This window comes from Sinorhizobium saheli, assembly GCF_001651875.1.
Classification (GTDB): domain Bacteria; phylum Pseudomonadota; class Alphaproteobacteria; order Rhizobiales; family Rhizobiaceae; genus Sinorhizobium; species Sinorhizobium saheli.
Genome location: NZ_LNQB01000070.1, coordinates 1 through 13,221, shown reverse-complemented (window position 1 = coordinate 13,221; position 13,221 = coordinate 1). Strand labels below are relative to the sequence as shown.

Sequence of the window (13,221 nt, the reverse complement as noted above, 5' to 3'; positions counted from 1 at the left end):
TCTTTAGATTTTAGAGCGGGATGCGCCAGGGTCGGGCGGCCGCGATCAAGCAAAGCTCTTGCGACGGCGGGCGGGCGAGGGGGCGTCCTCGACCGGCGGCAGGCTCTGCAGCACGCGGCGCGGCGGCAGGATGGCGATCGCCTCGGTGCCTTCCCGCAGCTTCGAGCGCAGGATGAACTCGCCGTTGTGCTTGGCGAGGATCGCCTGGACGATCGGCAGGCCGAGGCCCGTTCCCTGTTCGGCGCTCTTGATCGCGATCGATCCCTGGCCGAAGGCGGAAAGGACGATCGGGATTTCCTCTTCCGGAATGCCGGGGCCGTTGTCCCTGATCGAGAGATATTGCCCGCCGCCGGCGGTCCAGCCGACCTTGACGGAGATTTCGCCGCCCGACGGCGTGAACTTGACGGCGTTCGAAAGGAGATTGAGCGTCACCTGCCGCAGCGCCTTCTCATCGACCCAGACGGCCGGCATGCCCTGCTCGACCTGCGGTGTGATCGCGATGTTCTTGCCGCGGGCGCGAAGCTGCACCATGCCGATGCAGTCCTCGGCGATGTCGACGAGATGCACGGCTTCCTCGTTGAGCTCGTACTTGCCGGCCTCGATGCGCGAAAGATCGAGAATCTCGTTGATGAGGTTCAGGAGGTGTTCGCCCGAGCGATGAATGTCGACGGTGTATTCCTTGTAGGTCGGGTTGTTGAGCGGTCCCAGCACTTCGCTGGACATCACCTCGGAGAAGCCGAGAATGGCGTTGAGCGGCGTGCGCAGTTCATGCGACATCGAGGCGAGGAACCGGGATTTGGCGAGGTTCGCTTCCTCGGCGCGGCGGCGGGCTTCGTCGGACATGGATTTCGCCACCTCGAGCTCGGCGATGAGATCGTCCTTCTCGGACTGGACCGACAGGATATGGACATTCGCGCGGTTCATCCGGTCTGTCATGAAGGCGAGGAAAACCAGGGAGAGCGAGAGGATGCCCGTCAGGCCGAAATGGATCGGGTCACCCGCCGTCAGTGAAGAGAAGGCGAGTGCGACGATGACCGGCACGAAGGTGTAGAAGAGTGCATTGCGCAACAGGAAGGTGCCCATCGCCGTTGCCGCAAGGGCGATGAACAGCACTGTGCCCTGGAAGAGGCCGGACGCCACGGGCCCGCAGGAGGCGCAGTCCTGTAGCGAGAAGATCGCCCAGCAGAGGCCCATCAGCGTCTGGCCGGCCAGGAAGCGGCGGCGCCAGACGGCGACCTTCTCGACGACGATATCCTCGCGCTTTGCCTTTCGCGCCAGGAAAATCGTGACCGCATGCGCCGAAAGCATCATCAACGCCCAGGCAAGGATGCCCGGTTCGCTGGAGAGATAGATGCCGACGGCCGCGATCAGGGCGATGAGGACGGGCAGGGCGATCGCGCCATGCAGGACGGAATCGATGTAAAGGAGGAGCATTTCCCGGTCGAAACCGGAGGGGGCGGAGGAGCCAGTCTGCAGTCGTTGGCGCGTCGCGCGCACGGTCTTCGACACAGCCTTGTTTCGGTGGCTGCGCGACTTGTCGACGATGATCTTATCGGTCGATGTGCTGACGGCGATGCTCATGCTCTTGGGTCGGGATTGCGTTCCGCTTGCAGTCTAGGATGCAATCCTTAAGAAGTTGCTGCCCCTCGTGAAGGATTCGACAACCATTGTGGCGCGATTGCGTTTTCGGGGCCGCCACGATGCCGAAAGGATGGGCGATGGTAGCGCGACAGGAAGAGGCCTTCTCTTGAAGCCGCGAGACCGCAGATTCCGGGACGCTGTCGGCGCGAGGTCTGGCCGGCGCTTCAGCTTCGGTCGGCCCGACGGTGGCCTGCCGCGACGGCGGCGTGCCCGGGAGGGACGGGTCGGCATGATCGGCGGGTGGATCATTCTCTTCGTGCTGAGCGTCGGCGCTTACGTGGCCGCCAGGCTGCCGCCGCCCGAGCGCGCGACGACCGGCGAGCTCTTCGGCCGGGCCACGCCGAGCGACGGCGACAGCCTCAGGCTCAAGGGGCGGCGGGTGCGGATCGAAGGCATCGACGCTCCCGAAATCGGCCAGACCTGCAGGCACGAGGAGGCGGTGTGGGACTGCGGCGCGGCGGCGCGCCTGCGGCTGAAGACGCTGGTCGAGGGAGTGACGACCACCTGCCGGCTTCATGGCCGCGACCGCTACGGCCGGGAACTCGGCGTCTGCACTGCGAATGGTCTCGATGTCGGGCGCGCGATGGTTCTTTCCGGCCATGCCGTCAGCTATGGTCTCTACCGCGACGAGGAAGCGAAGGCCCGCGCCGACGAGGTGGGGCTCTGGGGCGGCGAGTTCGTCAGGCCGCAGGAATGGCGGCGGTCGCACGGCGGAGCGGAAGACGGACCGCACCGGGCGGATGATTGGATGGAGCTCATCGCGCGATGGATCGAGGATGAGGCAAGCGCGCTGGTGACGAGGATCATCCGTGCCCTGTGACGACGACAAGCTCGGCGGCCTGCGGGCGGCAATTGCGGCGTGCCGGCTCTGTCGCGACGAGCCCGCGCGGGGAGAGGATCACCGGCTGCCGCACGAGCCGAGGCCGGTGGCGGTCCTTTCCGCCTCGGCGCGAATCCTGATTGCCGGCCAGGCGCCGGGCCTGCGCGTGCACGAAAGCGGCCTCCCCTTCAACGACGCCTCCGGGGACCGGCTGCGGCAATGGCTCTCGGTGGACCGGGAGGCGTTCTACGATCCGCGGAAATTCGCCATCGTTCCGATGGGGTTCTGCTTTCCGGGCTATGACCGGCACGGCAGCGACCTGCCGCCCCGCAGCGAATGCGCACCGCTCTGGCGCAGGCGGGTGATCGATGCCATGCCGCAGATCGAGCTGGTGCTGGCGGTCGGCCACTACGCCCAGCGTTGGCATCTGGGAAGCGACTGTCCGAAATCGATGACCGAAACGGTTCGCAACTGGCAACGCTATGCGCAGCGCAACTCCGGCGTCGCCGTGTTGCCGATGCCGCATCCGAGCTGGCGCAACACCGCCTGGCTCAGGCGTAATCCCTGGTTCGAGGCCGAACTGCTGCCCTTCCTGCGCGAGCGAGTCCGGGCGCTTGCAGCCTGAAACAATTTTCTTTCCTTTCATGAAATTCGCGTTATGACAGGAAAAATATTCGAGAGGACTTTCCATGGATCGCCTGGACCGCAAGATCCTGCGCATTTTGCAGGAAGATTCCACCTTGGCCGTTGCCGACCTCGCCAAGAAGGTCGGGCTTTCGACCACGCCTTGCTGGCGGCGTATCCAGAAGATGGAGGAGGACGGCGTGATCCGCCGCCGCGTGGCGCTGCTCGATCCGGTGAAGATCAACACCAAGGTCACGGTGTTCGTGTCGATCCGGACCAATTCGCACTCCATGGAATGGCTGCGCCGGTTTTCCGAAGTGGTCGCCGATTTCCCGGAAGTGGTCGAGTTCTACCGGATGAGCGGGGACGTCGATTATCTGCTGCGCGTGGTCGTGCCGGATATCGCGGCCTATGACGCCTTCTACAAGCGGCTGATCGCCAAGATCGAGATTCGCGACGTCTCGTCGGCTTTCGCCATGGAGCAGATCAAGTACACGACGCAGTTGCCGCTCGACTACATGGTCCTCGATCAGGCGAAAAGCAGCGAGGAATAGCGCGTCGGCGCTCACGTGAGCGTTGAATACTTCGCTCTACCATCTTGATTTGGTGGAATTAGCGCGCGCCTCCGGCGAGCACGCCTATAGCCCGAGCCGATTGAGGACTCTGGCGTCCGTAAGCTCGCGCACCGCATCCCTGCCGGTCCACCGCGCGGCGCGGTCTGCGCTCGCGGCGAGCCTCTCGGCGACTGCCAGCGCCGGCCCGTGGCAGGCGGCGTTGCGCTTGCCGATCTGCCGCAGCGCCCAGTTGACGGCCTTCTTCACGAAATTGCGGCCGTCGGTCGAATGGGTCTCGATCAGCGGCAGCCAGGCAAGAAGGGCCGAATCCGGCTCGGTCTTGAGATGCACGGCCGCCGTCGCAATCATTGCGAAGGCGAGGCGGCGGACGAATTCCCGGTCGTCGTCGGCGAATTCCGGCACGAGCACCTGCTCGAGCCGTGCCGCGATGCAGAGGTCGGCGACCGTGTCGACCACCTCCCAGGAATTGCATTCGCTCGCCCAGCGTCGCGCTTCGTCGAGCGTCAATGCGCCCGGGTCGGCGGTGAAGGCCGCGAGGAGGCGGGCTTCGCGGATGCCCGACCGCCAGAGATCGAGCGCTCGGGCATGGTCGGTTCCGACGGCCCGGGCGATACGGCGAAGCACGACGTTCGAAAGCCCGAGCGCCGTTTCGGTCGCGATCCCGAAGCGCGCCATGCCGGCGACGTTGTCCTTTGAGCCGCGGGCGCGGAGGTGGTCGATGATCTCCTGCGCCGCGGACGCCGGGGTTGGCGTCATTTCTCCAGCCGGGCGAGCAGCGAGGAGGTGTCCCAACGATTGCCCCCGAGCGCCTGGACGTCCCCATAGAACTGGTCGACGAGGGCGGTCACGGGAAGTTTGGCGCCGTTTCGCCGCGCCTCCGCAAGGATGATGTCGAGGTCCTTGCGCATCCAATCGACGGCAAAGCCGAAATCGTATTCTCCCGCGTTCATGGTCTTGTAGCGGTTTTCCATCTGCCAGGAGCCGGCCGCGCCCTTGGAAATGACCTCGATGACTTTCTCGATGTCGAGCCCCGCCTTCTTGCCGAAATGAATGCCTTCGGCGAGCCCCTGGACGAGGCCGGCGATGCAAATCTGATTGATCATCTTGGTGAGCTGGCCGGCCCCGGCGGAGCCCATCAGCCCGACCATGCGGGCGTAGGATTCGATGACGGGTTTCGCCTTTTCAAAGGCTTCCGCGTCGCCGCCGCACATGACGGTGAGCACGCCGTTCTCGGCGCCGGCCTGGCCGCCGGAAACCGGGGCGTCGATGAAATGCGCGCCCTTGGCGCGGGCTGCGGCGTAAAGCTCGCGGGCAACCTCGGCCGACGCCGTGGTGTTGTCGATGAAGATCGCGCCGGACGCGATGGTCTCGAAGGCGCCGTTTTCGCCGATCGTCACCGAGCGAAGGTCGTCATCGTTGCCGACGCAGGCGAAAACGAAATCCTGGCCCCGGGCCGCTTCGGCCGGCGTCGCCGCCGTGCGACCGCCGAAGGCGGCCGCCCATTGCTCGGCCTTGGCGGCCGTGCGGTTATAGACGGTTACGTCGTATCCGCCGCGGGCCTTGAGATGACCGGCCATCGGATATCCCATGACCCCCAGACCGATGAATGCGACTTTGGCCATTCCTGCAGACTCCCGTTTGCTTTCAAGATTCGGGCGACAATAGCCGCGGAGACGGGGTGCCGGCAATCAGGGCTTGAACCGCGCGATCACCAACTGCCCGGCAATCGGCTCGCCGTCTTCCATGCGCACGGTGATGTCGCTGATCTCGACGATCTCGAACCCCGTCGCCGTCAGGCGGTCGCGCAGGTAGGCCTCCGAATGGGCGAAGCGCTGGTGCGGGCCGACCATGAAGCCGTGGCCGGCAAAATCCTCCGCCGGCAGTGTCTCGCTCGAGAAGATCAACAGGCCGCCCGGGACGAGATTGTCGACGGCACCGAAGAAGAGCGCCTCCAGGGCGCCCATGTAGGGCAGGACATCGGTGGCGACGACCAGGTCGAAGGGCTCGTCATCATTGTCGTCGAGGAAATCGACGGCCTCGGCGACGTAGAGCGTCTCGTAGAGGTCCTTCTCATGGGCGACCTCGACCATGTTCTCGGAGAGGTCGACGCCGGTTATGTCCTCCGCGATATCTCGCAGCGCGCCACCGGTCAGTCCGGTGCCGCAGCCGAGATCGAGCACCCGCTTGAAGGGGCCGAGACCGAGCGCCTGAATCCGCTGGCGAACGAGGAGGGGCACGCAGTAGTCGAGCTGGTCGACGAGGACGTCCTCGAAGACATCGGCGTGCTGATCGAAGAGCGTCGCGACATAGGCGTCCGGAGCCTTGAGCGGCGTCTCTCCGCGTCCCATTGACGCGAGCCGCACGCAGGCGCCTCCATGATCCTCGGGGTCGAGCTCCAGGACTTCCCGGTAAGCCGCCGCGGCCGCGTCGAACTTGCCGGCCTTTTCAAGCGAAAGCGCGCGGTTGTAAGCCTCCGCCAGCGCTTCCTCGTCGATCTTCTTGTTCTTCTGGGTCATGGACGCTTCTTACGACCGCGAGCGGGCGTTGACAATCGCCGTCAGCGGCCATCCTGCGTAAGGGACCAATGCGTCTGAATGATACGCCATTTTTCCGCCGAGCGGCGGTAGACCTCCGTGCAGTTCCAGCGCATGCGTGCGCCCTCGCTGCCGCCATAGGAGATGAAGTTGAAGGTGAGCACCGCGGCGTCGCCTATATAGGTCACGATCGGGTCGATGATCTCGAAGCTGCCGAATTCGTTTATGTGATGCAAGAACAAAAGTGGAACAATTAGCATCCGGTCAAAAAAATGACGAAGCGCAAGAGCGCGGGATTTATCCTCCTCGGGAAAGGAGTCATCATTCGCAAAACCCGCGATAAATCGGGAGGACGCGCCGATGAACGCCGAACTCAGCCCGCTGACATTGGGAACGGAAATGCCGGAAGGGCAGGGACCGCCTTTGCCGCAAACACCCCAGGAAACGATCAACACGATCATCCATTATTATCGCGGCGAGATCGGGCGCATGGCCGGTTGGCGGGACCGGATAGATCGGACCTCGAACTGGGCGATCACGGTGGTCGCCGCCATGCTGTCGGTATCGCTGTCGACGCCCTCCTCGCACCACGGCGTTCTGCTCTTCGCGATGCTGTTGATCAGCCTGCTGCTCCTGATCGAGGCGCGGCGCTACCGCTTCTTCGACGTTTATCGCGCCCGCGTGCGCCAGCTCGAGCGCGGCTATTTCGCACAGATTCTCGCGCCCGAAGGCACGTCGAGCGCCAAATGGTCGGTGTCCATCGCCAACAGTCTGCGCAAACCGGCCTTCCTGATGAGCTACCGCGGGGCGCTCTGCCGGCGGCTGCAGCGCAACTACTGCTGGATGTACCTGATATTGCTCCTGGCCTGGGCGCTGAAGATCTCGTCGCCGAAGATCGCCACTACCGGCGAGACCTTCGATCATGTCCGCTCCTGGAGCGATGTAATGGAGAACGCCGCGCTCGGTCCGGTGCCAGGCTGGGCCGTGGCGATCGCCGTCGCGCTTTTCTATGGCGCCGTCCTCTACGGCTCCATCCGCCGGGAGCCCGGTGCCGGCGAGTTGGCCCATGGCGAGGTGCATGTCTAGGCATTTTGCAGTCAGATGGATTCACCTGACGTTGCACAAATGCGGCAAAACGAGCAGATGGAGCGGCGTGAGCGCATCCCCCCAGGACCGTGGGCCATCTCCCTGAATCGGCCTCACTTTAAGGAGGCGTGCAGCATTTCCTGCAGTGACCTCTGCACGTCCGACAGGACGCGTGCGCCGCCGTAGGGATCAATGGAGAATGAACTCTCCCTTGAGCGCCCGCCATTCCGTCGCGGAGATCAGCTTGCGGTGCACGTAGCGGACCGAATGCAGCGGCCCGTCCAGCTTCTCCTGCCAGAACTTCAGGAAGCTGTGCATTTCCGGAAACTCCGGCGCGATGTCGTAGTGTTGCCAGATGTAGGTCTGCAGCAAAGCCGGATGGTCGGGCATCCGATAAAGTATGTGGGCCGTCGTCAGGCCGTAACCCTTGAGCTGCAGTTCGAACTCGTTCGTCATGCGGACCTCGCTTCTCACAAAGGTTGGTCTCTATGATGGAGCGCCTGATTCCTTAATCAAGCCCTAATATTTTGGCCCGAAACGAAAATTTGTCCGGATTTCAATGGCTTGGCAGCGCTCAGCGACGAGTGCTGCCAGGCGTCGCTCCAGTCTCTCAGCGCTTCAGGTGGCGGGTCAGGCGGGCTTCGAGCCAGCCCCAGACATTGCGCAGCAGTTCCACCATGGAGAGATAGAGCAGCGCCGCCCAGACATACATCTGGTAGTCGAAGGTGCGCGAGAAGGCGCGCCGCGTCTCGCCCATGAGATCGAAGACGGTGACGATCGCGACGATCGCGGACCCCTTGATCATCAGGATGATCTCGTTGCCATAGGGCCGAAGCGCGACGATCATCGCCTGGGGCAGGATGACCTTGAAGAAGGCGACGCGCTGCGGCAGGCCGAGTGCTGCCGCCCCCTCGTGCTGGCCGCGCGGCACGCTTTGAATGGCGCCGCGCAGGATCTCCGCCTGGTAGGCGGCGGTGTTCAGCGTGAAGGTGAAGAGCGCGCAGTTCCAGGCGTCGCGGAAGAACCACCACAGCCCGATGGCATCGAGTTGCGGACGGAAGCTGCCGAGGCCGTAATAGACGAGGAAGAGCTGGGTGATCAGCGGCGTGCCGCGGAAGAAGTAGACATAGGCATAGGCAAGCCACGACCAGATCTTGTTCTTCGACATGCGCCCGAGTGCCACGGGCAGCGACAGGACGGCGCCCATGAGAATCGAGGAGATGACGAGCGCCAGCGTCACGCCGAGACCGGACAGGAAGCTCGGCCCGTAGCGGGAGAATTTCTCCGGATCCCAGCCGTTGACGACGGTCAGGAAGATGCCGACGCCAAGCGCCAGCCAGATGCCGAGCGCGACGCTGCCGAAGAAACGCGAGAGAGTGTAGGCTTTCGGGGGCGCCGGCGGCGGGGCCTGCGGCGGGATCATTGTTTCGGCAATGCTCATCGGCCTGCCTCCGCGCGCCGGGTCGAGCGCTCCAGCGCCGAAAAGACGACCGACGAAATCATCGCCAGGATCAGGAATAGAATGCAGGCGATGCCGAAGAACTCGAAGGCGTGCTTCGTAACGCGGGCGGCGACGCCTGTCTGACGGAGAATGTCGGGGAGGCCGACGACCGAAACGAGGGCGGTATCCTTGAGCAGCGCCATCCACAGATTGCCGAGACCCGGGAGGGCGATGCGAATGAGCTGCGGCAGGATGATCAGGCGCATCGTCGCGCCGCGGTGAAGGCCGAGCGCGTCGCCGGCCTCGTACTGGCCCTGCGGGATCGCCTTGAAGGCCGAAAGCAGCACCTCGGAGCAGTAGGCGGAGAAGACCACGCCAAGCGCGATCATGCCCGCCACGAAGGCGTTGATCTCGACCGGCCCCTCGTAGCCGACGGTTGCGAGAAACTGCTGCACGAGGATCTGCAGGCCGTAATAGACGATGAACAGCGTCAGGAGTTCCGGCAGCCCGCGAAAGATCGTCGTATAGATATTGCCGGCCAGCCGCAGCGATCGCTCCTCCGATTGCTTGGCCAGCGCTATGAAGAAACCGACGACGAGCCCGAGAGGCAGCGTGGCGATCGCCAGGCTCGCCGTCACCAGGAAGCCATAGGCGATCTCGTCGCCCCAGCCGGCGTCACCGCACGCCAGAAGCGTGCCGGCACCGAACCATCGGAAGACTCCGATCGGACCGCACAGCGGATCGATAAGCGATGCGATCCAGGCGAGACCGGAAAAAAGGGCGGCAAAGGGTCCGCTCATGCCAAGAATTTCCCCTTGTGCGTTTTTTTGGCCGAAGACGGCTTATTATTCGAGGAATCTTGTCAGACAAAAACGGCGGAAGGGCAAGCCATCCGCCGTTGCAATTTTTTCATCAACCGAGATTTTCCCGGCATGATCAGCAGAATCCACGCAGGAATCCCGGCGATCAGCTGCCGTAGACGTCGAAGGGGAAGTACTTTTCGTTGATTTCCTTGTACTTGCCATTCGCGCGGATGGCTTCGATCGCCTTGTTGAACTTCTCGCGCAGCGCGTCGTCACCCTTGCGCAGCGCAATGCCGGCGCCTTCGCCGTTGATGACCGGATCGATCGGCAGCGTGCCGAGCAACTTGCAGCAGGCGCCGTCTTCGGTCTTCAGCCATTCCGAAAGCACGACGACGTCGTCGATGGCGGCATCGATGCGGCCGTTTGCGAGGTCGAGCTTGTATTCGTCCGCGGTCGGATAAAGCTTGATGTCGGCGCCCTTCATGTGCGCTTCGGCATAGTTGGAGTGGGTGGTCGAGCTCTGCGCACCGAGCGTCTTGCCCGCAAGCGCCGCCTCGGTCGCCTCGGTGATCGGCGAATCCTTCGGCACGGCGATCGCCGGCGGGGTGTTGTAATACTTGTTGGTGAAGTCGACCTGCTGCTTGCGCTCCTCGGTGATCGACATGGAGGCGACGAACGCGTCGAACTTCTTGGCCATCAGCGCCGGAATGGCACCGTCCCACTCCTGCGTCACGAAGGTGCACTCGGCCTTCATTTCCGCGCAGAGCGCCTTGGCGATGTCGATGTCGAAGCCGGTCAGCGTGCCATCCGCTTCGAGATTGTTGAAGGGCGGGTAAGCGCCTTCCGTGCCGATGACGATCTTTTCGCCGTCCGCCATGGCTGCGCTCGCCATAGCCACGAACAGGGCAGCCGATGCGGCGGCTGCCAGCCGTTTGGAAATACGCATGTTTATCCTCTCTGTTGGCTCGACACCCGTTTTTTCTTTTTTCGCGGATGCCGATGGCGCCGGGGCGTGAGCCACCGGTTGCGGCGATATTCGTACTGTTTTCCTGTAAAAATCAACAGGAAAGCGGCGCTGCCCACCGTTTAGCGCGAATCGAGCCTTTCGACCGTCCCGATGGTTGCGGCCGCAGGTAAAGGGACCGTTCAGGTGCCGTTAATGTCGGCTTCGATAGGCCTTCGGGCGGAACCGATCTGCGGCTGCGGCGTTGCCGCTACGCATTTTGCGACTGACATAAAAAAGTCGGAACCGCGGATCAGGGCCCTGTGACGAGGGCGCCGGAGCGGGCGAGGCGATTGACTTTGCGAACGCGCGCCAGGCGTCGGGACCTCCCACAAGAGGAAGGAAGACAATGTCGATTCGATTCAAACTTTTCGCAACGGTGGCCTTGCCGGTCCTTTCGTTGACTTTGGCGGCGCAGCCCGCGGCGGCTGAAAGCCTGACGGCTCCGTTCGAGGTGGCGCAGGAAGGCGCCGGCGAGCCGTCGCCCGAGGATCTGCTGCTTCTGAAGAAGCGCAAGCAGCGCCAGGCCGAGGAAGAATCCCAGGGGCAGGCGGAAGAGCAGCCGCAGGCCGAAGAGCAGGCGCCGAGGCGCAAGAAGCGCCAGCAGCAGGCCGAGGAACAGCAGCCCGCCGCGGAGGAGAGCGCTCCCCAGCAGGCGGAAGAACAGGCTCCGAGGCGCAAGAAGCGCCAGCAACAGGCCGAAGAGCAGCAGCCTGCCGCGGAGGAGAGCGCTCCCCAGCAGGCCGAAGAGCCGGCTCCAAGGCGCAAGAAGCGCCAGCAGCAGGCCGAAGAACAGCAGCCCGCCGCGGAGGAGAGCGCTCCACAGCAGGCGGAAGAACAGGCTCCGAGGCGCAAGAAGCGCCAGCAACAGGCTGAAGAGCAGCAGCCCGCCGCGGAGGAGAGCGCCCCTGAGCAGGCCGAAGAGCCGACCTCGACGCGCAAGAAGCGCCAGCAGCAAGCGGAAGAGCAGCAGCCCGCCGCCGAGGAGAGCGCTCCCCAGCAGGCGGAAGAGCAGCAGGCACCCACGCGCAAGAAGCGCCAGCAGCAGGCCGAAGAGCAGCAGCCCGCCGCCGAGGAGGGCGCGCCGCAGCAGGCCGAAGAGCAGCAGGCTCCGACGCGCAAGAAGCGTCAGCAGCAGGCCGAAGAGCAGCGTCAAAGCGACGAACAGAAGGCCGCCGAGCAGCCGCCCATTGTCCCCGAAGGCGGGACGACCGCCGAGCAGCCGGCGCCCGGGGCCCCGGCCGAGCAGACAGGCGAGGGCGAGCAGCAACTGGTTCCGGGTACGGAACAGCCCGCGACGGCCGAGGGTGAGCGGCCAAACGGCGAGGCTGCGCCGGAAGTGGTCGATGAGCGCACGGTAGAAGAAAAGCAGAAGATCGCCGAGGACCCCGCCGCCTCCGATGAAACCGTCGTGCTTCCGATCGAGAAGGGCGCGGCCGTGCTCGACAGTGACAAGGATGCCGATATTTCCGGCGGCAACCGGGCGCGCGAAGCTCGCCGCAAGCAGCGCGAGGAACTGCGTGCCAAGGAAGCCGAGGTGGCACCGCCGACGGACGATGCGGCCGCCCAGGCGGCAATCCCGGCGGAGGTCAGGGAAGCCGTTCCGCAGCGGATCGAAGCCGTGCTGAAGGAGGAAGGCGAACGCGTCGAGGAAGCGCCGGCCTTCGCCGTGCCGGAGACTACCAACATCGTCAACAATACCGTGATCAACAACACGGTAATCAACAACACGACCGTCAACAACACCACGGAAAACAATGTGACCGAGGTGCAGGTCGTCGAGGAGGTCGATGATCGCGTCATCCTCGGTGTTGGCGATCGCATCTTCGTGCGTGGCGACGACCGGCCGCGGCTGCGACAGAACTCGGAAGAGACCTTTTACGACAATCTTTCGGGTGGTCGCGTCCGTGAGACGATCGTACGTCCCGGTGGCTACCGGATCGTCACGGTCTACAGCCGCTACGGTGACATCCTGACGCGGACCCGCGTCGACCGGGACGGCAACGAATATGTGATGATGTATACGCCGGAGTATGAAGAGGACCGGCCGGCGATTGTCGACGTCGGCTATGAGTTGCCGCCGATGCGTCTCACCATTCCGGTCGACGACTATATCGTCGATGTCGCCGAGGATCCGGACCGGGACTACTACGAATTCCTGTCCGAGCCGCCGGTCGAGTCGGTCGAGCGCGTCTACACGATCGACGAGGTTCGCCACTCGGCACGCCTGCGCGACAAGGTGCGACGCATCGACCTCGACACGATCCACTTCGCGACCGGCAGTGCCGAAGTGTCGATGTCACAGGCAAAGACGCTGCGCGGCGTCGCCGACGCGATGAACAAGGTGCTCGAAAAGGATCCGGGCGAAACCTTCTTCATCGAGGGCCACACGGATGCCGTAGGCTCCGACCGCTCCAACCTGGTGCTCTCCGACGAGCGTGCCGAATCTGTCGCGGTGCTCCTGACAGAGGTCTACGGCGTGCCGGCGGAGAACCTGGTGACCCAGGGCTACGGCGAGCGGTTCCTGAAGATCCGCACGGACGGGCCGGAGCAGGAGAACCGCCGCGTGACCATCCGTCGCGTGACGCCGCTGGTGCGGCCGGTGGCACAGCGCTAGGTCGTGTGGACTCTTGGGGATTCCCAAGGCTGAGCAAATCAGATTCAAGACTGTCTTTTGGAGGCAGTCATGGGTGT

General features: G+C 64.1%; 14 protein-coding genes. 5 read left to right on the top strand and 9 right to left on the bottom strand.

Annotation, left to right across the window (positions count from 1 at the left end; all coding sequences use genetic code 11):
- Positions 1-45: 45 nt before the first annotated feature.
- On the bottom strand, positions 46-1,581 hold the full coding sequence (locus ATB98_RS10725) for a sensor histidine kinase (protein ID WP_066873237.1): 1,536 nt from the start codon (positions 1,579-1,581) through the stop codon (positions 46-48).
- A gap of 166 nt (positions 1,582-1,747) precedes the next feature.
- Here ATB98_RS10725 and ATB98_RS10720 point away from each other — a divergent pair, with 166 nt between their 5' ends.
- The 3 genes from ATB98_RS10720 (at position 1,748) to ATB98_RS10710 (ending at position 3,639) form a co-directional block, all read left to right on the top strand.
- The gene (locus ATB98_RS10720; RefSeq protein ID WP_234781902.1) at positions 1,748-2,461 is read left to right on the top strand and encodes a thermonuclease family protein; all 714 of its coding nucleotides are present in this window, start codon (positions 1,748-1,750) and stop codon (positions 2,459-2,461) included.
- Positions 2,451-3,086 (top strand): uracil-DNA glycosylase family protein, encoded by a 636-nt coding sequence (locus ATB98_RS10715; protein WP_066873234.1) that lies wholly within the window; start codon positions 2,451-2,453, stop codon positions 3,084-3,086. Before ATB98_RS10720 ends, ATB98_RS10715 begins: the two co-directional genes overlap by 11 nt.
- 64 nt (positions 3,087-3,150) lie before the next feature.
- Positions 3,151-3,639, top strand: coding sequence for an Lrp/AsnC family transcriptional regulator (locus ATB98_RS10710; protein ID WP_066873231.1), 489 nt, complete (start codon positions 3,151-3,153; stop codon positions 3,637-3,639).
- 84 nt (positions 3,640-3,723) lie between these two features.
- Here the strand turns inward: ATB98_RS10710 and ATB98_RS10705 are convergent, their stop codons facing one another.
- From ATB98_RS10705 to ATB98_RS29470, 4 genes are read right to left on the bottom strand one after another with little or no spacing between them, the layout of a single operon-like run.
- Positions 3,724-4,416, bottom strand: coding sequence for a DNA alkylation repair protein (locus ATB98_RS10705; protein WP_066873228.1), 693 nt, complete (start codon positions 4,414-4,416; stop codon positions 3,724-3,726).
- Complete coding sequence (locus tag ATB98_RS10700; RefSeq protein ID WP_268801784.1) at positions 4,413-5,348, bottom strand: NAD(P)-dependent oxidoreductase; 936 nt, start codon at positions 5,346-5,348, stop codon at positions 4,413-4,415. Before ATB98_RS10700 ends, ATB98_RS10705 begins: the two co-directional genes overlap by 4 nt.
- Positions 5,349-6,176, bottom strand: coding sequence for a class I SAM-dependent DNA methyltransferase (locus tag ATB98_RS10695; protein ID WP_066873220.1), 828 nt, complete (start codon positions 6,174-6,176; stop codon positions 5,349-5,351).
- Positions 6,177-6,217: 41 nt separating this feature from the next.
- Complete coding sequence (locus ATB98_RS29470; protein ID WP_167354069.1) at positions 6,218-6,655, bottom strand: nuclear transport factor 2 family protein; 438 nt, start codon at positions 6,653-6,655, stop codon at positions 6,218-6,220.
- On the opposite strand from ATB98_RS29470, the gene ATB98_RS10685 reads away from it, so the two are divergent.
- Positions 6,555-7,280, top strand: coding sequence for a DUF2270 domain-containing protein (locus ATB98_RS10685; RefSeq protein WP_066873217.1), 726 nt, complete (start codon positions 6,555-6,557; stop codon positions 7,278-7,280). The genes ATB98_RS29470 and ATB98_RS10685 overlap by 101 nt on opposite strands.
- A gap of 189 nt (positions 7,281-7,469) precedes the next feature.
- Here ATB98_RS10685 and ATB98_RS10680 read toward each other — a convergent pair whose 3' ends face one another.
- The 4 genes from ATB98_RS10680 to ATB98_RS10665 form a co-directional block, all read right to left on the bottom strand.
- On the bottom strand, positions 7,470-7,736 hold the full coding sequence (locus ATB98_RS10680) for an usg protein (RefSeq protein ID WP_066873216.1): 267 nt from the start codon (positions 7,734-7,736) through the stop codon (positions 7,470-7,472).
- 154 nt (positions 7,737-7,890) lie between these two features.
- On the bottom strand, positions 7,891-8,721 hold the full coding sequence (locus ATB98_RS10675; protein WP_066873215.1) for an ABC transporter permease: 831 nt from the start codon (positions 8,719-8,721) through the stop codon (positions 7,891-7,893).
- Positions 8,718-9,521 (bottom strand): ABC transporter permease, encoded by an 804-nt coding sequence (locus ATB98_RS10670; RefSeq protein ID WP_066873214.1) that lies wholly within the window; start codon positions 9,519-9,521, stop codon positions 8,718-8,720. The genes ATB98_RS10675 and ATB98_RS10670 overlap by 4 nt, the downstream gene beginning before the upstream one ends.
- Before the next feature lie 166 nt (positions 9,522-9,687).
- Positions 9,688-10,470: an ABC transporter substrate-binding protein gene (locus ATB98_RS10665; RefSeq protein ID WP_066873209.1), complete on the bottom strand. Its 783-nt coding sequence runs from the start codon at positions 10,468-10,470 to the stop codon at positions 9,688-9,690.
- Positions 10,471-10,876: 406 nt separating this feature from the next.
- Here ATB98_RS10665 and ATB98_RS10660 point away from each other — a divergent pair, with 406 nt between their 5' ends.
- Complete coding sequence (locus tag ATB98_RS10660) at positions 10,877-13,144, top strand: OmpA family protein (RefSeq protein ID WP_066873207.1); 2,268 nt, start codon at positions 10,877-10,879, stop codon at positions 13,142-13,144.
- Positions 13,145-13,221 lie beyond the last annotated feature (77 nt).

What these genes read in the sequence shown, in the direction of transcription:
- ATB98_RS10695 (WP_066873220.1), bottom strand. Translation starts at nt 6,176, where the DNA reads ATGACCCAGAAGAACAAGAAGATCGACGAGGAAGCGCTGGCGGAGGCT.
- ATB98_RS10680 (WP_066873216.1), bottom strand. Translation starts at nt 7,736, where the DNA reads ATGACGAACGAGTTCGAACTGCAGCTCAAGGGTTACGGCCTGACGACG.
- ATB98_RS10710 (WP_066873231.1), top strand. Translation starts at nt 3,151, where the DNA reads ATGGATCGCCTGGACCGCAAGATCCTGCGCATTTTGCAGGAAGATTCC.
- ATB98_RS10675 (WP_066873215.1), bottom strand. Translation starts at nt 8,721, where the DNA reads ATGAGCATTGCCGAAACAATGATCCCGCCGCAGGCCCCGCCGCCGGCG.
- ATB98_RS10685 (WP_066873217.1), top strand. Translation starts at nt 6,555, where the DNA reads ATGAACGCCGAACTCAGCCCGCTGACATTGGGAACGGAAATGCCGGAA.
- ATB98_RS29470 (WP_167354069.1), bottom strand. Translation starts at nt 6,655, where the DNA reads ATGATCGTGTTGATCGTTTCCTGGGGTGTTTGCGGCAAAGGCGGTCCC.
- ATB98_RS10705 (WP_066873228.1), bottom strand. Translation starts at nt 4,416, where the DNA reads ATGACGCCAACCCCGGCGTCCGCGGCGCAGGAGATCATCGACCACCTC.
- ATB98_RS10725 (WP_066873237.1), bottom strand. Translation starts at nt 1,581, where the DNA reads ATGAGCATCGCCGTCAGCACATCGACCGATAAGATCATCGTCGACAAG.
- ATB98_RS10660 (WP_066873207.1), top strand. Translation starts at nt 10,877, where the DNA reads ATGTCGATTCGATTCAAACTTTTCGCAACGGTGGCCTTGCCGGTCCTT.
- ATB98_RS10665 (WP_066873209.1), bottom strand. Translation starts at nt 10,470, where the DNA reads ATGCGTATTTCCAAACGGCTGGCAGCCGCCGCATCGGCTGCCCTGTTC.
- ATB98_RS10670 (WP_066873214.1), bottom strand. Translation starts at nt 9,521, where the DNA reads ATGAGCGGACCCTTTGCCGCCCTTTTTTCCGGTCTCGCCTGGATCGCA.